This window comes from Nocardia sp. CA-136227 (genome assembly GCF_050955695.1).
In the GTDB taxonomy this organism is placed as follows: domain Bacteria; phylum Actinomycetota; class Actinomycetes; order Mycobacteriales; family Mycobacteriaceae; genus Nocardia.
In genome coordinates, this window is the sequence record NZ_CP192081.1 from 1,269,124 (window position 1) to 1,289,082 (window position 19,959).

General features: G+C 69.0%; 24 protein-coding genes and 1 pseudogene. 17 read left to right on the top strand and 8 right to left on the bottom strand.

Annotated features, from left to right (window positions below; genetic code table 11):
• Positions 1 to 7: 7 nt before the first annotated feature.
• The 4 genes from ACQP06_RS05660 (at position 8) to ACQP06_RS05675 (ending at position 2,137) form a co-directional block, all read left to right on the top strand.
• Positions 8 to 436: a DUF1707 SHOCT-like domain-containing protein gene (locus ACQP06_RS05660; protein WP_379272310.1), complete on the top strand. Its 429-nt coding sequence runs from the start codon at positions 8 to 10 to the stop codon at positions 434 to 436.
• The gene (locus ACQP06_RS05665; protein WP_433670971.1) at positions 436 to 780 is read left to right on the top strand and encodes a hypothetical protein; all 345 of its coding nucleotides are present in this window, start codon (positions 436 to 438) and stop codon (positions 778 to 780) included. Before ACQP06_RS05660 ends, ACQP06_RS05665 begins: the two co-directional genes overlap by 1 nt.
• Before the next feature lie 246 nt (positions 781 to 1,026).
• On the top strand, positions 1,027 to 1,272 hold the full coding sequence (locus ACQP06_RS05670; RefSeq protein WP_433670973.1) for a hypothetical protein: 246 nt from the start codon (positions 1,027 to 1,029) through the stop codon (positions 1,270 to 1,272).
• A gap of 64 nt (positions 1,273 to 1,336) precedes the next feature.
• A complete protein-coding gene (locus ACQP06_RS05675) occupies positions 1,337 to 2,137 on the top strand; it encodes a biotin--[acetyl-CoA-carboxylase] ligase (RefSeq protein ID WP_433670974.1) in 801 nt (266 codons plus the stop codon).
• 30 nt (positions 2,138 to 2,167) lie between these two features.
• Here ACQP06_RS05675 and ACQP06_RS05680 read toward each other — a convergent pair whose 3' ends face one another.
• Positions 2,168 to 3,568: a protein kinase domain-containing protein gene (locus ACQP06_RS05680; RefSeq protein ID WP_433670976.1), complete on the bottom strand. Its 1,401-nt coding sequence runs from the start codon at positions 3,566 to 3,568 to the stop codon at positions 2,168 to 2,170.
• A 77-nt stretch (positions 3,569 to 3,645) separates the two neighbouring features.
• A complete protein-coding gene (locus ACQP06_RS05685) occupies positions 3,646 to 4,599 on the bottom strand; it encodes an acyl-ACP desaturase (protein WP_433670978.1) in 954 nt (317 codons plus the stop codon).
• A 151-nt stretch (positions 4,600 to 4,750) separates the two neighbouring features.
• Here ACQP06_RS05685 and ACQP06_RS05690 point away from each other — a divergent pair, with 151 nt between their 5' ends.
• The 6 genes from ACQP06_RS05690 to ACQP06_RS05715 all read left to right on the top strand — a co-directional run bounded on the left by ACQP06_RS05690 (position 4,751) and on the right by ACQP06_RS05715 (position 9,980).
• Entirely contained in the window at positions 4,751 to 5,272 is a 522-nt protein-coding gene (locus ACQP06_RS05690; RefSeq protein ID WP_379272303.1) for a PH domain-containing protein, read from the top strand.
• Between the two features lie 33 nt (positions 5,273 to 5,305).
• Positions 5,306 to 5,983 (top strand): response regulator transcription factor, encoded by a 678-nt coding sequence (locus tag ACQP06_RS05695; protein WP_040805082.1) that lies wholly within the window; start codon positions 5,306 to 5,308, stop codon positions 5,981 to 5,983.
• 88 nt (positions 5,984 to 6,071) lie between these two features.
• Positions 6,072 to 7,382 carry a sensor histidine kinase gene (locus ACQP06_RS05700; RefSeq protein WP_379272301.1) on the top strand — a complete coding sequence of 437 codons (1,311 nt, stop codon included), beginning with the start codon at positions 6,072 to 6,074 and terminating at the stop codon, positions 7,380 to 7,382.
• Between the two features lie 113 nt (positions 7,383 to 7,495).
• Positions 7,496 to 7,900, top strand: a complete 405-nt coding sequence (locus ACQP06_RS05705; RefSeq protein WP_433670979.1) for a hypothetical protein — start codon at positions 7,496 to 7,498, stop codon at positions 7,898 to 7,900.
• 38 nt (positions 7,901 to 7,938) lie between these two features.
• Positions 7,939 to 8,631: a response regulator transcription factor gene (locus ACQP06_RS05710; RefSeq protein WP_433670981.1), complete on the top strand. Its 693-nt coding sequence runs from the start codon at positions 7,939 to 7,941 to the stop codon at positions 8,629 to 8,631.
• Positions 8,632 to 9,269: 638 nt separating this feature from the next.
• Entirely contained in the window at positions 9,270 to 9,980 is a 711-nt protein-coding gene (locus tag ACQP06_RS05715) for a sensor histidine kinase (protein ID WP_433673244.1), read from the top strand.
• Here ACQP06_RS05715 and ACQP06_RS05720 read toward each other — a convergent pair.
• A pseudogene (locus ACQP06_RS05720) lies at positions 9,970 to 10,494 on the bottom strand (GtrA family protein); the annotation flags it as partial. The gene ACQP06_RS05715 and the pseudogene ACQP06_RS05720 overlap by 11 nt on opposite strands.
• A 138-nt stretch (positions 10,495 to 10,632) precedes the next feature.
• Here ACQP06_RS05720 and ACQP06_RS05725 point away from each other — a divergent pair.
• The 4 genes from ACQP06_RS05725 to ACQP06_RS05740 all read left to right on the top strand — a co-directional run bounded on the left by ACQP06_RS05725 (position 10,633) and on the right by ACQP06_RS05740 (position 14,365).
• A complete protein-coding gene (locus ACQP06_RS05725; RefSeq protein ID WP_433670983.1) occupies positions 10,633 to 11,838 on the top strand; it encodes a 5-(carboxyamino)imidazole ribonucleotide synthase in 1,206 nt (401 codons plus the stop codon).
• A complete protein-coding gene (purE, locus tag ACQP06_RS05730; RefSeq protein WP_433670984.1) occupies positions 11,831 to 12,334 on the top strand; it encodes a 5-(carboxyamino)imidazole ribonucleotide mutase in 504 nt (167 codons plus the stop codon). The genes ACQP06_RS05725 and purE overlap by 8 nt, the downstream gene beginning before the upstream one ends.
• Before the next feature lie 35 nt (positions 12,335 to 12,369).
• Positions 12,370 to 13,065 (top strand): TetR family transcriptional regulator, encoded by a 696-nt coding sequence (locus ACQP06_RS05735; RefSeq protein WP_433670985.1) that lies wholly within the window; start codon positions 12,370 to 12,372, stop codon positions 13,063 to 13,065.
• Positions 13,066 to 13,207: 142 nt separating this feature from the next.
• Complete coding sequence (locus ACQP06_RS05740; RefSeq protein WP_357097668.1) at positions 13,208 to 14,365, top strand: acyl-CoA dehydrogenase; 1,158 nt, start codon at positions 13,208 to 13,210, stop codon at positions 14,363 to 14,365.
• A 104-nt stretch (positions 14,366 to 14,469) separates the two neighbouring features.
• Here the strand turns inward: ACQP06_RS05740 and ACQP06_RS05745 are convergent, their stop codons facing one another.
• On the bottom strand, positions 14,470 to 14,994 hold the full coding sequence (locus ACQP06_RS05745) for a hypothetical protein (protein WP_357097670.1): 525 nt from the start codon (positions 14,992 to 14,994) through the stop codon (positions 14,470 to 14,472).
• Between the two features lie 318 nt (positions 14,995 to 15,312).
• Between ACQP06_RS05745 and ACQP06_RS05750 the strand changes: the two genes are divergently transcribed.
• The gene (locus ACQP06_RS05750; protein WP_433670987.1) at positions 15,313 to 15,633 is read left to right on the top strand and encodes a hypothetical protein; all 321 of its coding nucleotides are present in this window, start codon (positions 15,313 to 15,315) and stop codon (positions 15,631 to 15,633) included.
• Positions 15,634 to 15,637: 4 nt separating this feature from the next.
• On the opposite strand, the gene ACQP06_RS05755 is transcribed toward ACQP06_RS05750, so the two are convergent.
• Together ACQP06_RS05755 and ACQP06_RS05760 are read right to left on the bottom strand one after the other, a co-directional pair.
• On the bottom strand, positions 15,638 to 15,928 hold the full coding sequence (locus tag ACQP06_RS05755; protein WP_379272292.1) for a GNAT family N-acetyltransferase: 291 nt from the start codon (positions 15,926 to 15,928) through the stop codon (positions 15,638 to 15,640).
• Positions 15,929 to 15,974: 46 nt separating this feature from the next.
• Positions 15,975 to 17,294 (bottom strand): FAD-binding oxidoreductase, encoded by a 1,320-nt coding sequence (locus ACQP06_RS05760; RefSeq protein WP_433673245.1) that lies wholly within the window; start codon positions 17,292 to 17,294, stop codon positions 15,975 to 15,977.
• Between the two features lie 124 nt (positions 17,295 to 17,418).
• Here ACQP06_RS05760 and ACQP06_RS05765 point away from each other — a divergent pair, with 124 nt between their 5' ends.
• A complete protein-coding gene (locus ACQP06_RS05765; protein WP_433670989.1) occupies positions 17,419 to 17,739 on the top strand; it encodes a GroES family chaperonin in 321 nt (106 codons plus the stop codon).
• On the opposite strand, the gene ACQP06_RS05770 is transcribed toward ACQP06_RS05765, so the two are convergent.
• The gene (locus ACQP06_RS05770) at positions 17,740 to 18,528 is read right to left on the bottom strand and encodes an SDR family oxidoreductase (protein ID WP_433670990.1); all 789 of its coding nucleotides are present in this window, start codon (positions 18,526 to 18,528) and stop codon (positions 17,740 to 17,742) included.
• Between the two features lie 72 nt (positions 18,529 to 18,600).
• Entirely contained in the window at positions 18,601 to 19,176 is a 576-nt protein-coding gene (locus ACQP06_RS05775; protein ID WP_433670992.1) for a TetR/AcrR family transcriptional regulator, read from the bottom strand.
• A 41-nt stretch (positions 19,177 to 19,217) separates the two neighbouring features.
• On the opposite strand from ACQP06_RS05775, the gene ACQP06_RS05780 reads away from it, so the two are divergent.
• The gene (locus ACQP06_RS05780) at positions 19,218 to 19,925 is read left to right on the top strand and encodes a polysaccharide deacetylase family protein (protein ID WP_433670994.1); all 708 of its coding nucleotides are present in this window, start codon (positions 19,218 to 19,220) and stop codon (positions 19,923 to 19,925) included.
• Positions 19,926 to 19,959: the final 34 nt, after the last annotated feature.

Sequence of the window (19,959 nt, forward strand, 5' to 3'; positions counted from 1 at the left end):
TCGTGGCATGGCTGAACCACCGGAGATCCGTATCGGCACCGTCGAGCGCGAGGACGCGATGAAACGGCTGTCGGACCACTTCGCGGCGGGACGGCTCAGCGTGGCCGAGTTCGACGAACGCAGTGGCGTCGTGGCCGCGGCGCTGACCCGTGGCGACCTGGAGCAGGTGTTCACCGATCTGCCGGAACCGGTGGCGGACAAGCCCGCTCCGGCGCCCCGCCGGATGCCGTTCGGGTCGATTCCGCCCGAGCGGATCATGCCGGTCATCCCGATCCTCGCGGTGATCCTGTTCTTCGTGACGCACCAGTGGTGGGTGTTCCTGCTGATCCCGCTGGCGGGCGCGGTGCTGTTCGGGGAGAGCGGCCGGGAACGCCGCAAGCGGGGCGAGCGCCGGGATCGACGACGGCGGCGGCTCGACCGCGGACAGGAGGACTGATGGAACCCATCGAGATCAACGCGGGCAGCTGGTATCTGCGGGCCCTGCGCGCCGACGAGCGCATCGACGACCGCCCGGCCCTGGCCGACGGTGGCATCACCGACCCCGGCTACGTGGACCGCCGCACCGCGGAATGGGCCGACGAGAGCCACTTCTCGTGGGCGGTGTGCGTGCCCACCACCGCCGAACTGGTCGCCGAGATCGGCGTGCGCCCCAATGCCGACGGCACCGCGACCGTGACCGGCTGGGCCCGTACCGGATACGACTCCGCCCTCGAGGACGGCCTGGTCTCGGTCCGCCGTTTCACCGCGGGCGCGCTCGGCCTGGAGCCCGTCGACGCCTGAGCCCGTCGTCCGGCTGTCCGGTCCGGAAACCTGATCGAACTCCCGAAAACGTCTGTTCACCAGCGGCGATCGTGTTCGTCCGCCGGAAAATCACTCGTGCCCGGCCCCGGTCGTGCGTCAGTCTGGAATCGCATCCGGAACCGACGACCAGGGGAGGCGGTTATGTGGGAATGGAGCAGACACCAGGCTGATCGGGCGGCGGCGGGATCGTTCACCGCGTGGCGGTTACGCGACCCGGAACCGACCGTGACCGACCCGGCATTCGACGAGACCGACGACGAGGGCGGGGAGGCGGACGACGGCGCGTACGAGGATATTTCCGAGCGCGCCCTCGCCGAGCTGTTCCTCGCGCTCGCGCGTCATTGCGAGCCGGACGGGCCCGGATGGGCTTCCTCGTATCCCACGGCGACTACCGATCTCGCACCGGTCGGGGCAACTCCCCGGGTACGTCCGGAATTGGTTCGGCACCCGACCGCCGGCACGGATGCGTGACTGTCGACGACACTCAGCTGTCCGCTGAAGGCGCGGAGAGGCGCGACGGGTAGCGTCTGGGGGCATGGAGAGGTCGCCGCTGGACGCCGATGTACTGCGCCGGAGCATTGCCGAGTCGCCGGAGCTGGGGTTCTTCTCGGCCATCGAGGTGGTCGAGTCGACCGGTTCGACCAATGCGGATCTGGTTGCGCGGGCCGCGGATTCGAGTGCCGATCGGCTGGTGCTGATCGCCGAGGCGCAGGAGCACGGCCGCGGCCGCCACGACCGGCAGTGGGTGAGCCCCGCGCGGGCGCAGATCGCCATGTCGGTGCTGGTGCGGGTGCGCGGCATCGACCCGGCGGTGCTGGGCTGGCTGCCGCTGCTCACCGGGATCGCGGTGGTGGACGCGGTACGGGCCGAGACCGGTCTGAAGGCGGTCCTCAAGTGGCCCAACGACGTGCTGGTGGACGCGCGCAAGCTGGCCGGCATCCTGGCCGAGATCGCGGCCGTGGGCCCGGATCCGGCGGTGGTGGTGGGCGTCGGCCTGAACGTCTCGCTCACCGATGCCGAACTGCCTGTCCCGCACGGCACCTCGCTGCAGCTGGCCGGCGCGCCCGGCGTCGATCGGACCGCGCTGGCCCAGGCCATGCTGCGTGAGTTCGCGCGCCGCTTCACCGTCTGGGAGGCCGCGGGCTGGGACATCACCGAGCTGGCGGCCGCCTACCGGGAACGCTGCGCCACCCTCGGCGCGCAGGTTCGCGCGGAACTGCCGGGCGGCGAGGTGCTCACCGGAGTCGCCACCGGTATCGACGAGAACGGCCGCCTGCTGATCGGCGACCGCGCCGTCTCGGCCGGTGACGTCACGCACCTGCGCGCCGAGTACTGAGCGGAAACCGCTCCGCCGCGCTCAGATTCGCTACTGCTTGTTCCCGCCGTGCGGGCGGCCGCCGCCCGGATTGCCTTGCCCGCCGCCCGGCTTCCTGATGTCGGGCCACAGGTCGGGATTCGGGATATTGGACAGGTCGGGGAGGCCGGGCAGATTCCACGGCACGGTCGGCAGCGGAATGACGGGCCCGCCCGGCGCGGGCTGTTCCGGGACGGCCGGTTCGCTCGGCTCCGGTGGCGGGAGCTGCTCCTGCACCGGCTGTTCGGTCGTCGTCGGAATCGGTTCCTGAACCGGTGTTTTCGCGATCGTTCCGGGTACCCGCGTGTGCCGGGGCTCGGTGTCGGCGGAGCTCCCGTTGATCCAGACCACGCCCAGCACCAGCGCCGCGACGGCCACACCGGCGGCGGCGAATCTGCGCTGTCTGGTCCACCCTCGGACGGCCGGGGGCGCGGCGGTGAGCACTGCCATCGGCAGCGCGACGGTTCGCGTGTCCGAGTCGGGTTCAGGTGGCTTGCGTTGTGCGGCAGCGGGTTTCGCCGGAGCGGGCGGGCGTGGCATCGGAATGCTCACGGTGGCCCGGTCGTCGGGTTCCGGTTCGGCGGCGGCCGCCGGGACGGCCGACTCGATGAGCGCGGCGCGGGCGGCGTCCGCGAATTCGCCTGCGGTGGCGTGCCGTTCGGCCGGATTCTTGGCCAGACCCTGCGCGACGACCCGGTCGAGGGCCGCCGGGACGTCGGGGGAGCGCTTGGACGGCGGTTCCGGCACTCGCTCCAGGTGGGCGCGCATGAGCTGCGCGGGGTTCTTGACCCGGAAAGGCCGCTCCCCGGTGAGGCATTCGTAGAGGACGCACGCCAGCGAGTAGATGTCCGAGCGGACCGAGACGGTGCCGTCGAAGCGTTCGGGCGCCATGTAGGCGGGCGTGCCCACCAGCATGCCGGTCTGGGTGATGGCGGTCTGCCCGTCCTGCAGCGCGGTGCCGAAGTCGATCAGATAGGCGACGTCGTCGGGCGCCACGATGATGTTCTGCGGTTTGACGTCACGGTGTACCAGCCCGGCGGCATGGGCCTCGTCGAGGGCGCAGGCGACCTGCGCGATCAGCCCGACGGCCGCGTCCGGGGCCATCGGCCCCTCCCATTCGAGCAGGGCTTCGATATCGAGGCCGTCGACGAACTCGGACTCGATGAACAGTCGCCCCTCGAGCTCGCCGTAGGTGTGCACCGCGACCACGTGGGGTCCGTGCAGCATCGAAGCGGCCCGCGCCTCTCGTTCGAACCGTTCCCGGTATTCGGGGTCGGCGGTCAGCACGGGCGCCAGCAGCTTCAGCGCGACGGTGCGATCCGTCGCGGTGTCGTGGGCACGCCACACTTCCGCCGACCCGCCGCTGCCGAGCAGTTCGTCGAGGCGGTATCGGCCCAGATAGCCATCCCCCAACGGAGTTCCTCTCGTCACACTGGGGGACTACCATAGCGAACCGAATTTATTTCACCCGCGCCGCACGCGGGTGACGGTCATGCGGTCTGCAGCACCCCGCGGGCGGCTTCCCGCGCCAGCAGGCGGTCGCGCTGCTCCTCGAACTTGACGACGTCCTTGCCCAGTTTCTCCACGTACGCGGCCAGCTTCTCGCGCGCCTGTTCGCCGGCGGGCCCGAAGTCGTTGCGCTCGAAGACGTTCCAGTTCTTGAGCACCGGCGCGACCACCTCGTCGAGGTGCTGGCGCAGGTCGTAGATACCGTGTTTGGCCATCAGCGCGCCGTTGCGGCGGAAGTTGGGCATGCCCGATCCGGGCATGACGAAACCGGTGAGCACCCGGGTGATGGCGTCGATCGCCTGATCCGGCACCAGGTCCAGGCCGGCGCCGCAGAGGGTGCGGTAGAAGATCATGTGCAGGTTCTCGTCGGCGGCGATGCGCTGCAGCATGCGGTCGGCGATGGGGTCGTCGCAGACGCGGCCGGTATTGCGGTGGGAGACGCGGGTGGCCAGCTCCTGGAACGTCACATACGCGACATTGTCGAGGAAACCGCCCCACTCGTCGGGCGACTGCGCGCCACCGGTCATGTGGATCATGCGGGCCTGCTCCAGCGCCACCGGGTCCACGCCGCGGGTCACCACCAGGTAGTCGCGCATGACGATGCCGTGGCGGTTCTCCTCGGCGGTCCATCGGCCCACCCAGGTGCCCCAGGCGCCGTCCTGGGAGAAGTTCTCGGAGATCTCACGGTGGTAGGAGGGCAGGTTGTCCTCGGTGAGCAGATTGGTGATCATCGAGACCTTGGCGACCTCGGACAGCGTGGACTGCGACGGATCCCAGTCCTCACCACCCATGGCGGCGAAATTGCGGCCCTGATCCCACGGCACGTAATCGTGCGGGTGCCAATCCTTGGCCATCGACAGATGCCGGTTCAGGTTCTCTTCGGCAACGGGTTCGAGCTCGCGGAGTATCTGGTATTGCGTCAACTCTCGGGTCACACACGCCTCCTGTGTCTTGCACACCGGGTGGAGCCTGCTGATGACGAACGGCAAACGCGTGCCGACGATGGTACCGGCAACCGCACGATTGTGCCCCGGTCCCCGGAGCCGCGTGAGGCATTCCGGCATCTCGGCGGGATAGGGTTCGGGCATGGGTTATCCGGAGGAGGCACTGGCCCCCGAAGAGGTGCTGCTCCTACATCGCCATCCGCATTGGAAGATGTTGTTCTGGCCCGCTGTGACTTTCATCCTGATCACGGCTTTGGCCGGATTCGGCGCCGGGGTGGCGGCGCGCAATACCGAGGATGGCCTCCGAACCGGCCTGCTCCTCGGCATTCTCGCGCTGTGGGCGGGGATCGTGCTGTGGCGCAGCGTCGCTCCGCTGATCCGATGGAAATCGACGCATTTCATCGTGACCGATCGGCGGGTGCTGATCCGGCAGGGCGTGCTCACCCACACCGGCATCGACATTCCGATGAACCGGATCTCGAATGTGCAGTTCCGCCATGGGTTGTTCGACCGCATGCTGGGCACCGGCACCCTGATCATCGGGTCGGCGTCGGAGGATCCGCTGGAGTACGACGACATTCCGCACGTGCAGCGGGTGCACAACCTGCTCTACCACCAGGTCTTCGATGTGGTGCAGAAGAATCCGAACGGCGGCGGCTTCTAGGGTTCCGCCGGTCCGTACCCGTAGGCTGATGCCGTGACCGCAGTTTTGCTGGCCGAAGACGACGAGGCCATCGCCGCGCCGCTGTCGCGGGCGCTGGGCCGTGAGGGCTATTCGGTAACCGTGGAGAGTTATGGTCCCGCGGTGCTCGAGCGGGCGCTCGAGGGCGGTCACGACCTGCTCATCCTGGATCTCGGGCTACCCGGCATGGACGGGCTCGAGGTGTGCCGTCAGGTGCGGGCCCGCGGCGCGGAGCTGGCGGTGCTCATGCTGACCGCGCGTACCGACGAGGTGGACTTCGTGGTCGGCCTGGACGCCGGCGCCGACGACTATGTGGGCAAGCCGTTCCGGCTGGCCGAACTGCTGGCCCGGGTGCGGGCGCTGTTGCGCCGCAGCGGAATCGGCGACGAGGCGGTCGAGGTCGGCGGTATCCGGCTGGAGCCGGCGGCGCGCCGGGTGCTGGTGAACGGCATCGAGGTGAACCTCGCCAACAAGGAGTACGAGCTGCTGAAGGTGCTCATCGACCGCGCCGGGCAGGTGGTCTCGCGCGAGACCATCCTGCGCGAGGTGTGGGGGGACGCGGATCTGCGCGGCTCCAAGACCCTGGACATGCACATGTCGTGGCTGCGCCGGAAGATCGGTGACGAGGGTCCGGTGGCCGAGCGGCGTATCGTGACCGTGCGCGGCGTAGGCTTCCGCTTCAATACCGACTAGCCGTTCGAAATCTCTGCCGATCTGATCTGTTGTGCTGTTCCGTGCGCGTGTGAACCCCGAAGCCCCGGCGAAGCGAGGCATCTCGACGATGAGACGCAGGATCCTGCTGTCCATGGTGGCCGCGCTGACCCTCACCACCCTGGTTCTCGGTGTGCCGCTGGCGTTCACGGCCTGGAAGTGGGTCGAGGACATCAGCCGCAACGAGCTGCGCAATCGGCTCAACAGCATCTCCGAAGAGGTGATGCGGCAGGAGCACGACGGCATGGTGTACGGCGAACTGGACACCAAGGCGGTGCGGCTGCTGATCCCGGCCAACGGCAAGCTGACCATCATCTATCCGACCCAGTCGGAGAACAACAAGAAGATCGACATCGGCGCGGAGACGGTGGCCGATCCGCTGGCCGAGTCCTGGTCGATGGGCATCAACGGCTCGCTGCGCCTCGAGATCCCCTCCGCCCCCATGCATTCCATGCAGCGGCAGGCGCTCGGCGCGGTGCTGGGCCTGGTGCTCATCTCGCTGGGCGCGGGCATCGCGGTGGCGGTGGTGACCGCGCGCCGGGTGGCCGACCCGCTGCGGGACGTGGCGGCCCGCGCGGCCCGGCTGGCCATGGGCGACTTCCGCGCCGACCCGCGCAGGCACGGCATCACCGAACTGGATCGCGTCTCCGACGTGCTGGATTCGGCCACCGTGGAGATCGCGGGCCGGCTGCAACGCGAGCACGCGCTGGTCGCCGACGTCTCGCATCAGCTGCGCAGCCGGCTCACCGCGGTGCGGCTGCGCCTGGACGAACTGTCCGCCCACGCCGATCCGGCCGTGGTGCACGAGGCGGAAGAGGCCATGGCGCAGGTGGATCGGCTCACCGACGCCATCGACGAACTGGTCCGCGCCTCCCGCGACGAGGGCGCGGCCGAACGCGACCCGCTGCCCGTGGTGGCCGAATTGCGCAGTGTCGTAGCGGAATGGCGGCATCCCTTCGCCGAGGCCGGACGCAAACTGGTGCTGCTCGGCGACCCGACCCTGAAGGCGCCGGTGACCGGTTCGCGCCTGCGGGAGGCGCTGGCCGTGCTGGTCGACAACGCGCTCATGCACGGCGGCGGCACCTGCACGGTGTCGGTGCGCACGGTGGCGGGCCGCATGGACGACAGCGAGCCGCTGGTGGTGGTGGAGGTCGCCGACGAGGGCGACGGGGTTCGAGATGAGCTGGCGCCGCACATCTTCGACCGCGGCTTCTCGGCGGCGGGGTCCACCGGTGTGGGGCTGGCCCTGGCCCGCGCGCTCATCGAGGCCGACGGCGGGCGACTGGAACTGCAGCGCCGCCGCCCCGCCCTGTTCGCGGTGTTCCTCGGCTCCTCGGGGGTGGCGTCGCGGCCGATCCCGGTGGGCACCGAGCCGCGCTGATTCTTCTATCGGTTCTCTAACTCTTCGTTATCCGGCCCTGAGAACTCGGTTCCTACGTTGGGTCCCGTCATCAGGAACCGACGAGCGATCGTCGACGAAGAACAGGAGATCCCATGCCCACGTTCACCGTTCGCCGCACCGTGACCGCCGGAGTGGTCGGGGCGGCCGCCCTGACCGTGCTGGCCCTGCCCGCCACCGCCGGCGCGGACACCCCCGATTCGATTGCCGGACCGGCGGATACGGGCAGTGCGGGCCCCGCCCTCGCCACCCAGCCCGCCGTGCCGCTCGAGCCGGGTCTGCCCGCCCTGCCGGGCACCCCGTCCGAGCCGGGCATGGTGATCATCAAGGACCGCGACGGCAATGTCACCGTGCGCCGGCTCCAGCCCGGTGAGCCGATCGGCCCGGGCGTGCCCGCCCTCCCGGCGCAGCCGGGCGCGCACTTCCCGGGCGGTCCGGTGGTGACGGTGCCGGACGGGCACGCGCCGTCCGACACCATCGTGATCGACCCGGTTCGCTGATCGGGTTCTCTCAGTCCGCGCCCGTATCGTCTGATCCCATGACGGGTCCCCGGATTCTGATCGTGGATGACGACGCCAGGGTGCTGGCCTCGGTGGCGCGGGGGCTCCGGATGTCCGGTTTCGAGGTCGATACCGCGGCGGACGGGGCTGCCGCGCTGCGCCACATCACCACCGACGCCCCGCAGGCCGTGCTGCTGGACCTGAACATGCCGAATCTGGACGGGGTGGGCGTGGTCACGGCCCTGCGCGCGCTCGGCAACGACATCCCGATCTGTGTGCTCAGCGCCCGCGCGGAGGTCACCGACCGCATCGACGCGCTCGAGGCTGGGGCCGACGACTACCTCACCAAACCCTTCGACCTCGGTGAGCTGGTGGCCCGGTTGCGCGCCATGCTGCGGCGGGCCCCCGCGCCCGCGCACGTCGCCGACGATCGGATCGTGGTGGGCCCGCTGACCGTGCTGCCGGGCGCGCGGCGCGCCTCCATCGACGGCCGCCCCCTCGACCTGACCAAACGCGAATTCGATCTGCTCGCCGCGCTGGCCTCGGCGCCCGGGCAGGTCTTCTCGCGGGCCCAGCTGCTGGATCGCGTGTGGGGCTACGACTTCGAAACCCAGACCAAGGTGGTCGATGTGTTCGTCTCCTACCTGCGCCGCAAGCTCGAGGACACCGGCTGCCCGCGCCTGATCCACACCGTGCGCGGCGTCGGATTCGTCCTGCGGACCGAGCCGTGATCCGCGGACCGCGACTGCGTGGCCGGGTGGCACTGTCTCTCCGCGGCCGGGTGGCACTGTCCCTGCGCGCCCGGGTGGCGCTGGCCAGTGCGGCGACGGCCGCGGTGGTGGTGGCGGTCATGTCGGTGGTGCTGTTCGCGTTCGCGCCCGCCGAGGCGTCGAATCAGGTGGGCCGCATCGTGAGTGCGATCGCGCTGGCCCCCGCCGACACCGTGCACCCGCCGGAACCGGGTGTTCCCGCGCAACCGCTCCCGGGCACTCCGGCACACATGCCGACCGCTTTGCCCGCGCTGCCGACCTCCCCGTCGCCGGGTCTGCTCATCACCCGCATCGATCCGGGCAATCCGAATGCGGAGTTCTCGCGCACCGTGGCCTTGAACGGCGAGCCGGTCGCGCTGACCGTCCCCACCGAGGTCGCCTCGGATTCGGCCACCCGGCAACGCATTCGGATCGTGCTGATCGGCGTCGCCGGGGTGGCGCTGGCGGCGGTGCTGGGCTGGCTGGCCGCGCATCGCGCGGTGGTCCCGCTGCGCCGGTTGACCGCCGCGACGGCCGGGCTCGGCGAGGGCCTGGCGGTGCAGACCCCGCGCCACCCGGTGGCCAGTGAGACAACGGAATTGGCGCAGGCCATGAACACCATGCTGGGCCGCATCGCCACCGAGCGCCGGCACACCGACGAGGCGCTGGTCACCGCCCGTGATTTCGCCGCCACCGCCGCCCACGAACTACGGACCCCGTTGACCGCCATGCGCACCGATCTGCAGGTGCTGCGGTCCATGCCGCTCTCGGCGACCGAACGCGCGGAGATCCTCGACGACGTGCTGAGTGCGCAGAGTTCGGTCGAGTCCACGCTGCACGCGCTGGAACGACTCGCGGTGGGCGATCTCACCACCGAATCCGATTGGGCGGATCTCGATCTGGGGGAGGTGGTCGACCAGGTGGTGGACGACGCCCGGCGGCAGTATCCCGGGGTGACCATCGTGGCCGACGCGGTCGAGCCGATCCGCCTGCGCGGCCTGGCCGCGGGCCTGCGCTCGGTCGTCGACAATGCCGTCACCAATGCGGTCCGGCACGGCGCGGCCGATCGCGTCGAGATCGCGGCGCGCTCCGAGGGCGGTGTCGCGATCCTCACCATCGACGACAATGGCGGCGGCATCCCCGTCGCGGATCGCGAGCGTGTTTTCGAACGCTTCTATCGGGCGAGTGTGACCCCGGGCAGTGGACTGGGTCTCGCGCTGGTCCTTCAGCAGGCCCGCTTACACGGTGGAACCGCGACAATCGGGGAAAGTCCGGCAGGCGGCGTCCGCCTGACCGTCACGCTCAGCTGTGACCCAGCTGCTCTTCGTTGACCAGGTCTTCGAATTCGTCCTGGAGTTCCTGCATTTCGTCCGGGAAGACCCACTTCTTCATGGACCAGAATCGGAATGCCATTTGCAGCAGGTTGCCGACGATGAAGGCGCTGAAGAAGTCCGCGATGTTCTCGACGGTGAAACTCACATTGGGCTGGCGGAGGTCGAACACGTAGCTCGACACCCACAGCGGTAGCGCGGCCAGGCCGACGCCGATACCGCTGACCAGGAAGAACAACAGCGCTTCGTGGTGCTTCTCGCGACCACCGCGCTTGTCGAACGTCCATTCCCGGTTGAGGATGTAGGACACGATGACCGCGACGATGCCCGACATGATGCGGGCCACCGTGGGCTTGGTGTCCATGATCGTCCATTTCAGGACGTAGAAGATTCCGAGGTCGATGACGAACGTGGTCGCACCGACAATCGCGAACTTCAGTAGTTCGTAATGGCGGTCCGCGAGGTCCCGCAGCGGCGCGGGCAGGCGATTGACCACTTCATCGACAAATGACACGGTGCGAGTCTACGTCTCTCGACTCGGCTGTGTCGGGCCGGTACAAATCGGGGCAGCGACCCTTCGGGAGACTCGCCGATACCTGTCACGCGACCCGCGGGGGAGCGGCCGGTGGGTGTCATGACAACATAGTGCAGCGTGAGCGCCCGTTCCTTCGATACCTCCGCGATGCCCACCGTCACCATGATCGGCGGCGGCCAGCTGGCACGCATGACCCACCAGGCGGCCATCGCGCTGGGCCAGCGGCTGCGCGTGCTCGCCGAACGGCCCGACGACCCGGCCGCGCAGGTCACCCCGGACGTCGTGCTCGGCAGCCACCACGATCTGACCGCGCTGCGCAAGGCCGCGGTCGGCTCGCACGCGCTGACCTTCGACCACGAGCACGTGCCCACCGAGCACCTCGAGGCGCTGATCGCCGAGGGCGTGAACGTGCAGCCGCGGCCGCAGGCGCTGATCTTCGCGCAGGACAAGCTGCGCATGCGCCGCAAGCTCGCCGAGCTGGATGTGCCGATCCCCGCCTACGCCGAGGTGAACTCGGTCGCCGACGCCGTCGCCTTCGCCGACGAGCACGGCTGGCCCTTCGTGCTGAAGGCGGTCCGCGGCGGCTACGACGGCCGCGGCGTCTGGATGCCCGCCGACGCCGCCGAGGCCACCCCGATCGTCGAGGACCAGCTGGCGCACGGGGTCTCGCTGATGGCCGAGGCCAAGGTGGATCTGAAGCGTGAACTGTCGGCCATGGTGGCGCGGTCCCCGTTCGGTCAGGCCGCGGCCTGGCCGGTGGTCGAGACCGTGCAGCGCAACGGCCAGTGCGCGGTCGTGATCGCGCCCGCCCAGAACCTGTCGTCGGCGAAGGCCACCGAGGCCGAGGCGCTGGCCCTGCGGCTGGCCGCCGAGCTGGGCGTCACCGGCGCCATGGCGGTGGAGCTGTTCGAGACCCACTCCGGCGAACTGCTCGTCAACGAGCTCGCCATGCGTCCGCACAACTCCGGCCACTGGGGCATGGACGGCGCCTGCACCGGCCAGTTCGAGCAGCATGTGCGCGCGGTCCTGGACTACCCGCTGGGCAGCACCAAGCCGCTGGCCCCGGTCACCGTGATGGCGAACATCCTGGGCGCGCCCGAAGCCCCCGAGATGTCGATGGACGAACGCCTGCACCATCTTTCGGCCCGCCTCCCCGAGGCCAAGGTGCACCTCTACGGCAAGGGCGAACGCCCCGACCGCAAGATCGGCCACATCAATGTCCTCGGCGACGACGTCGCCGACACCCGGGAGAAAGCCGAGCGCGCGGCGCACTGGATGTCGCACGCGATCTGGACCGACGGATGGGATCCGCACCATGACTGACACCGCCCAGGTTGGCCTCATCATGGGGTCGGACTCCGACTGGCCCACCATGGAAGCCGCCGCGGAAGCGCTGGCCGAGTTCGGGATCCGCTTCGAGGTGGGCGTGGTCTCCGCGCACCGCACCCCGCAGCGCATGCTCGACTACGCCAAGACCGCCGCGGACCGCGGCATCAAGGTGATCATCGCCGGCGCGGGCGGCGCGGCGCACCTGCCGGGCATGGTCGCCTCGGCCACCCCGCTGCCGGTGATCGGCGTCCCGGTGCCGCTGAAGTACCTCGACGGCATGGACTCGCTGCTGTCGATCGTGCAGATGCCGGCCGGCGTGCCGGTCGCCACCGTCTCCATCGGCGGTGCGCGCAACGCGGGCCTGCTGGCGGCGCGCATCCTGGCCACCGCGAACCCCGAATTGCGTTCGCGCATGGAGCGATTCCAGGCCGACCTGGAAACCCTGGTCCTGGAGAAGGACGAAGCGCTGCGGACCAAACTGCTGGGCTGAGCCACCGGGCTCCCGCGCCGGGCTACCGTTGGCGGATGCCCAACGACCAGCCCGCGCGGCCGCGCGCCGACGCGGATTCGACCGAACGCCGATTGACGGTGGTGGACCAGGCGCTGCGGTTGTTCGCCGAGAAGGGTTACGAGGCAACGACGGTCGACGAGATCGCGGAGGCCGCGGGGATCTCGCGGCGCACCTTCTTCCGGCAGTTCCGGTCCAAGGAGGATGTGGTCTTCGCCGATCACGAGTCGCAGCTGACGCAGGCGCGGGCCTTCCTGGAGGCCGCGCGCGGGGATGCCTGGGATGCCGTGTGCGAGGCCGTGGTCGAGGTGTTCGAGCGGTTCACGCAGTGGCGTGACCTCGCGGCCCGCCGTTACGGGGTGGTGCGGCAGGTGCCGACCCTGCGCGAGCGCGAGATCGTGACGGTGTTCCGCTATGAGCGGTTGTTCACCGACTATCTGCGTCGGACGCTGCCCGGGACTTCGGATCTGGCGCTGGTGCAGTTCACCGCCGCGGTGACGGCGACCCACAACTATCTGCTGCGCCGCATGGTGCGCGGCGAGTCCGCGGCCAGTCCGGAGGATCTGCGGTCGGCCCTGGCGGCGATCCCGCGTGGGGGAGCGGGCCGCGAGACCGCGGCGGGTTCGGATCAGATGGTGGTGGCGGTGTTCCCCCGCGATCTGGCGCCTCGGCAGGTCGCGGACCTGCTGGCCCGTCGTCTCGATACGCTGTGAAGTAACCGCGGTGGGGTAATTGACACTGCGTGCCACATCCTTGTGAGGAAGTACTCGCACGTGGCCGCCATATCGCGGCGTATACTTGGCTTCAAATGGCACTGAGTGCCGCATAAGTTGGCGACGACCAGGAGACAACCCCATGGCGGGCAACCCCGATTTCAACCTGTTCCAGCTCGAGGACTTCCACCACGAGCTGCGCGAGGCCATCCGCGGCCTGTGTGAGAAGGAGATCGCCCCCTACGCGAAGGACGTGGACGGCAACGCCCGCTTCCCCGAGGAGGCGCTGACCGCCCTCAACGCGGCCGGCTTCAACGCCGTGCACGTGCCCGAGGCGTACGGCGGCCAGGGCGCCGACTCGGTCGCCACCTGCATCGTGATCGAGGAAGTGGCCCGCGTCTGCGGTTCCTCCTCGCTGATCCCCGCCGTCAACAAGCTCGGCACCATGGGCCTGATCCTGAACGGTTCCGAGGAGCTCAAGACCAAGGTGCTCGCCGACATCGTCGCGGGCAAGATGGCCTCCTACGCGCTGTCCGAGCGTGAGGCCGGCTCCGACGCCGCCTCCATGCGCACCCGCGCCCGTCAGGACGGCGACGGCTGGATCATCAACGGCTCCAAGTGCTGGATCACCAACGGCGGCAAGTCCGACTGGTACACCGTCATGGCCGTGACCGACGCCGACAAGGGCGCCAACGGCATCTCCTCGTTCATGGTCCACAAGGACGACGAGGGCTTCGTGGTCGGCCCGCTCGAGCACAAGCTGGGCATCAAGGGTTCCCCGACCGCCGAGCTGTACTTCGAGAACTGCAAGGTTCCGGGCGACCGCATCGTCGGCGAGCCGGGCACCGGTTTCAAGACCGCGCTGCAGACCCTGGACCACACCCGCCCGACCATCGGCGCGCAGGCCGTGGGTCTGGCGCAGGGCGCGCTGGACGCCGCGATCGCCTACACCAAGGACCGCAAGCAGTTCGGCAAGGCCATCGCCGACTTCCAGAACACCCAGTTCATGCTGGCCGACATGGCCATGAAGGTCGAGGCCGCCCGCCTGATGGTCTACACCTCGGCCGCCCGCGCCGAGCGTGGCGAGAAGAACCTGGGCTTCATCTCCGCGGCCGCCAAGTGCTTCGCCTCGGATGTGGCCATGGAGGTCACCACCAACGCCGTCCAGCTCTTCGGTGGCGCCGGCTACACCACCGACTTCCCGGTGGAGCGCATGATGCGCGACGCCAAGATCACCCAGATCTACGAGGGCACCAACCAGATCCAGCGTCTGGTCATGTCCCGCCAGATCCTGCGCTGATTCCTTTCCGGACGGCGTGACGAACACCCGGAGGCGGCACCGACTTTCGGTCGGGCCGCCTCCGGTCGCTTCGGTCCAGGGTTGGGCTGGACCGAAGTTCGCGTCTACTGGGCCGAGAGGCTGCTCAGCAGATTGCTGATGATGCTGCCCAGCGGCGTCAGCGTCGAGCTGCCGGTGCTGGTCTGCGGCAGGCAGGTGGTGCCCTGCGGCGCGGTCTGCACGACGGTGACCGACACCGGTCCCAGTGCGGTGGCCGCGACGTGCGCCTCGGTGATGAAGAGGCTCCAGGTGCCGGTGGCGGTCCCCGAGGCCGGGATCGACTGCGACGGCGTCCACTGGAAGGTCAGGTCCTGTCCGGAGACCGAGGCCTGCGCGGCCGACCACCAGGTGACATTGGTGCTGGTGTTGGTGGCCTGCAGCACGAAGTTGTTGTCCCCGTACTGGCTCGCCATGGCGGCGGCGTCGGCCGCGGGCAGCGTGACGGTGTAGGTGGTGTCGGCGCAGTAGGCCGTCGAGGTGGTGATGGCGATCTGGGCCGAGGCGGCGGGGGCCATCGCGATGGTGACGGCGGCGACGGCCGCGGCCCCGGCGATTCCGGCGCCCGATCGGGCGAGAACCGACTTCTTCATAAGGATTGTGTCTCCCGAGTTGTCGAAAACCCCTGTGTCGAGGGGGCTCCGGGACACTAACCCGCCTGGTGAAATGTAAATACTTCACACAGCATGGAATCTGCTGTGAATCGCTGTGGACGAATCAGCGGTCGCCCGGATGACGCGCGGGATCGCGGCACGTCGAAAACTCTTCAATAGCTGGAGAATTGCTCCGGGAAACGGTTCGCCCTCGATGTGCGGCAGGGGGGTTCGCCAGGGCTTTTCTTTCCCGCTTCCTCAGGTGAAGCACGGATTCGGGGGCTGTTCGGGCCGGGATGCTGGGGGCACTATGGAGCCATGTCCGGAGTCGAAATCAACGACACCTTCGTGCGGCGGACACTGGCCGATGGGCGGGTGGAAGAGGTCGCGTGGACGGAACTGGCGGAAGTGCGCATCATCACCGCGGCGGACGGGCCGTTCGCCGGGGACGTGTTCTTCGTGCTCATCGGGGCGACCGGTAAGGGATGCGTGGTGCCCTACTCGGCCGCCGACACCGTGTTCCTGACGAAGTTGCAGTCGTTGCCGGGGTTCGACGACGCGAAGGTGGGGGAGGCGATGGTGGGCAGCGCCGACCGGCATTTCCGGGTCTGGCAGCGCCGGCACCACCGCGCCATCTAGCGAATCAGGCCACCAGGTCGGCGTATTCGGGGTGCTCGCCGATGTACTTCTCCACATACCAGCAGGTGGGGATGATCGAGAAGCCCTCGGTGCGGGCGTCCCGCAACGCGTACTCCACCACCTGCGCGGCCACGCCGCGGCCCCGGAACTCGGGAAAGGTCATGGTGTGCTGGATATCGCGGACCTTGACGTCGCCGTCGACCCGCTCCGCGTAGTCGGCGTAGCCCGCGAGCGTGCCGTCGAGGTAGATCTCGTAGCGGGTCGCGTCGGCATTGTGTTCCAGCGTGGTGCTCATGACCTGTGTGAACTCCCTTGTGATGCGGATTGTTCCGGCGGGGCGGTCACAGCACCGCACCCGGATTGAGTATCCCGTTCGGATCCAGCGCATCCTTGATCCGGCGGGTGAGCCCCATCACATCGGGGCCGAGCTGGTCGGGCAGCCACGGTTTCTTCAGGCGGCCGACACCGTGTTCACCGGTGATGGTGCCGCCCAGGGCGATGGCCAGATCCATGATCTCGCCGAATGCCAGATGTGCCCGTTCGGATTCTTCCGGGTCCGCCGGGTCGTGCACGATCAACGGATGGGTGTTGCCGTCGCCCGCGTGCGCGATGACGGAGATCAGGACCCGCCGGTTTGCCGCGATCTCCGCGATCCCGTTCACCAGGTCCCCCAGCCGGGGCAGCGGCACCCCGACATCCTCGAGCAGTAGCGGACCCTTGCGCTCCACGGCGGGGATGGCGAATCGCCGTGCCGCGCAGAAGGCTTCGCCCTCCTCCTGATCGTCGGTCCGGAAAGCCTCTGTGGCCCCGGCCTTCTCGCACGCCGCCAGCATGAGGTCGGCCTCGTGCCCGGCGTGCTCGCCCGGGGCGTCGGAACGCGCCACCAGCAGCCCGGCCGCCTGCCGGTCGAGCCCCATCCGCAGCTCGTCCTCGACGGCGTTGATCGCCACCGAATCCATGAATTCCAGCATGGAGGGCCGCAATTGGCCGGTGATGGCCAGGATGGCGTCGGTGGCGGCGGTGAGCGTCGGGAAGCTCGCCACCACCGTGGACTGCGGCGGTTGCGCGGGCAGCAGCCGCAGGGTCAGTTCGGTGATGACGCCGAGCGTCCCCTCGCTGCCCACGAACAGTTTGGTCAGCGACAGGCCCGCGGAGTCCTTGAGTCGCGGCCCGCCCAGCCGCACCGCGGTCCCGTCGGCCAGCACCACCTCCATGCCGAGCACGTAATCGGTTGTGACCCCGTACTTCACGCAGCACAGTCCGCCCGCGTTGGTGGCCGCGTTGCCGCCGATGGTGCAGATCTCGAAGGAGGAGGGGTCCGGCGGATACCAGAGCCCCTTCGCTGCGACGGCCCGCTTCACCTCGGCATTGAGCAGTCCCGGCTGCACCACCGCGGTCCGCGTCACGGTGTCGACGCTGATCTCGCGCATCTTCTCGGTGCTCAGCAGCAGCGCCCCGTCCTGGGCGGTGGCCCCGCCGGAGAGCCCGGTGCCGGCCCCGCGCGGCACGATCGGCACCCGATGCTCGGCCGCCCACCGCACGGTGGCCGCGACCTGCGCGGTGGTGAGCGGTCGCACCAGCGCGAGCGCGGTCCCGGCATCCGGATCCAGCGCCCGGTCCTGCCGATAACCGCCCAGCACATCCGGATCGGTCACCACCATGCCCGCGGGAAGGAGAGACCGGAGACCGTCGATATCGGAGATTTGGCCCGTCACGGTTTCGAACCTACGCGGTCGGGCGGGCACCGGGGCGGAACCGGACATTCCCGCGCAGTACACTGCCGCGGTGTCCGATGCCAAGCTCGAAATCCAAATGCTGCACGACCGCGTGATGGTCAAACTCAGCCCTGAGGCGGGCGAGCGGCGCAGCAGTGGCGGCATCCTCATTCCCGCCACCGCCCAGGTCGCCAAGCGCCTGTCCTGGGGTGAGGTGTGCGGCGTCGGGTCGCACGTGCGCGCGGTGACCGTGGGCGATCAGGTGCTGTTCAGCGCCGATGACCAGTTCGAGGTGGAGATCCAGGCGCAGGCGTATTACGTACTGCGCGAACGTGATCTGCACGCCGTCGCCAACACCCACCCCGAACACGGCACCGGCCTCTACCTCTGATCAGACCGTTTTGACGATGCCGCCGTCGATGACGTAGTCGGCGCCGTTGATGATGGCGGCTTGCTCGGAGGCCAGGAAGGTCACCAGCGCGGCGACTTCCCTGGCTTCGGCGATTCGCCCCGCGGCGATATTGAACTGGGTGGGCATGGCCGCCAGGAAGTCTTCCTGCGCAAGGCCGTTGGCCGCGGAGAGGCGGGCTCCGAGGCTGTCGGGTCCGCGCCAGATGTCGGTGCCGACCGGTCCCGGTGAGACGGTGTTGACGCGGACGCCCTGCGGGCCGAATTCCTCGCTGAGTCGCTTGCCGAACGCGGTGAGCGCGGCTTTGGCCTCGCTGTAGCCGGCCGGTCCGACCGCGGGCAGGCGGGAGTTGATCGAGGAGACGGTGACGATCGCGCCCCGCCGTTCGATGATGCTGGGCAACGCCGCACGGGTGGTGGCGACGACGCCGAACAGGTTGAGGTCGAACAGTTTGCGCCACTGGTCTTCCGGAATGTCGAGGAAGCCGCCCAGGGTCAGCTGGTCGGCGTCACCGCCGCCGACATTGTTGACCAGGATATCGATTCCGCCGAGCTCGGCCAGCGCCGTCCCGACGGCGGCCAGTGCGCCCGCGGTGGTGCTCAGATCCGCGGAAACCGTGGCCGCCGCGACCTTTTCGAGTTCCGGGGTGATGGTGCGGGCGACGCCGGCGACCCGTACGCCTTCCTCGGCCAGTGCTTCGGCGACGGCGAGGCCGATGCCCCGGCTGGCGCCGGTGACGAGTGCGGTCTTGCCGTTCAGTCCGAGATCCATGATCCGTACCTTTCTTGAACTGTGGGTCAAAAACTGGGGTAAAAGAAAAGGCCGCAGGGCTGCGGCCCGGGGTCAGAGGGTGGACAGGGCGGTGTCGATGATCCGGTACAGCGTCTCCGCGTCCGAGACCTTCGTGGTGATGCGGAGTCCGCCAACGGTATTCATCAGGAACTCGCTGTACGCGCGGGCGTCGATCTCGGCCCGGACGTCGCCGTCGCGCTGCCCCCGCTCGATGCGCGCGATGAACGCCTCGACCATGTGCTCGACCGCGACGGTCACCGCGGTGGTCGCCTCGGTGTCGTGCCCGCCGAGTTCCATGGCGGTATTGGCCACCAGGCAGCCCCGTCGTACCGGTTGCTCCAGATCGCTGTCCACGACCAGCCGCATCCAGGCCCGCAACCGTTCCTTGGTGGTGCCGGGCTGGTTCAGCACGTCGTTGGCGAGTTCGGTGCCCATCCGGTCGTAGCGGGCCATGCACAGGTCGAACAGTTCCCGTTTGCTTCCGAAGGCGTTGTAGAGACTGCCTTTCGCGACTCCGGTAGCGTCGGCGAGCTGTGCGGGCGAGGTGTTGGCGTACCCATGGGTCCAGAACGCGTCCATGGCGCGGTCCACTACCGTGTCCGCGTCGAAGCCTCGTGGTCTGCCCATGTGATCGAAACTAGCTGTTTTGAACCTGGAGGTCAATAACTATGGGACTCAAGCTGCTCGTCCGGGGCGCGCTCATCCTGGCCGGGCTGGTGCTGATCTCGACCGGTCTGTACGTGCTCATGAACTCCCGCACCTACCAGGTCGCCGGACGCCTGGTCTCCCGAGTCGACACCACCGAGAAGGTCGTCGCCCTCACCCTCGACGACGGCCCCACCGAACGCACCCCCGAGATCCTTCGGACGCTGTCCGACGCGGGCATCCCCGCCACCTTCTATCTCATCGGCGGTGAGCTGGCCGCCCATCCGGACGAGGGCCGCGCCATCGCCGATTCCGGCCACGAGATCGGCAACCACACCTACCACCACGAACGCATGATCTTCGTGACCCCCGGTTTCGTCCGCGACGAGGTCGAGCGCACCGACGCCGAGATCGCGAAAACCGGCTACCGCGGCCCGATCACCTTCCGCCCGCCCAACGGCAAGAAACTGATCGCGCTCCCGTGGTACCTGGCCAAACACAATCGCACCACCGTCACCTGGGACGTCGAACCCGACTCCGGCAAGACCCCCACCACCGACGAGATCGTCACCGAAACCCTCGCGACCGTCCGCCCCGGCTCGATCATCCTGCTGCACACCATGTATCCGGCGGGCGACCCCTCCCTGGCCGCGATCCCCCTGATCGCCCAGGCCCTGCACGATCGGGGCTACCGCTTCGTCACCGTCTCCCAGCTGATCGACAAGCTCTGAAACGCCAACGGCCCGCATCCCTTCCGGGATGCGG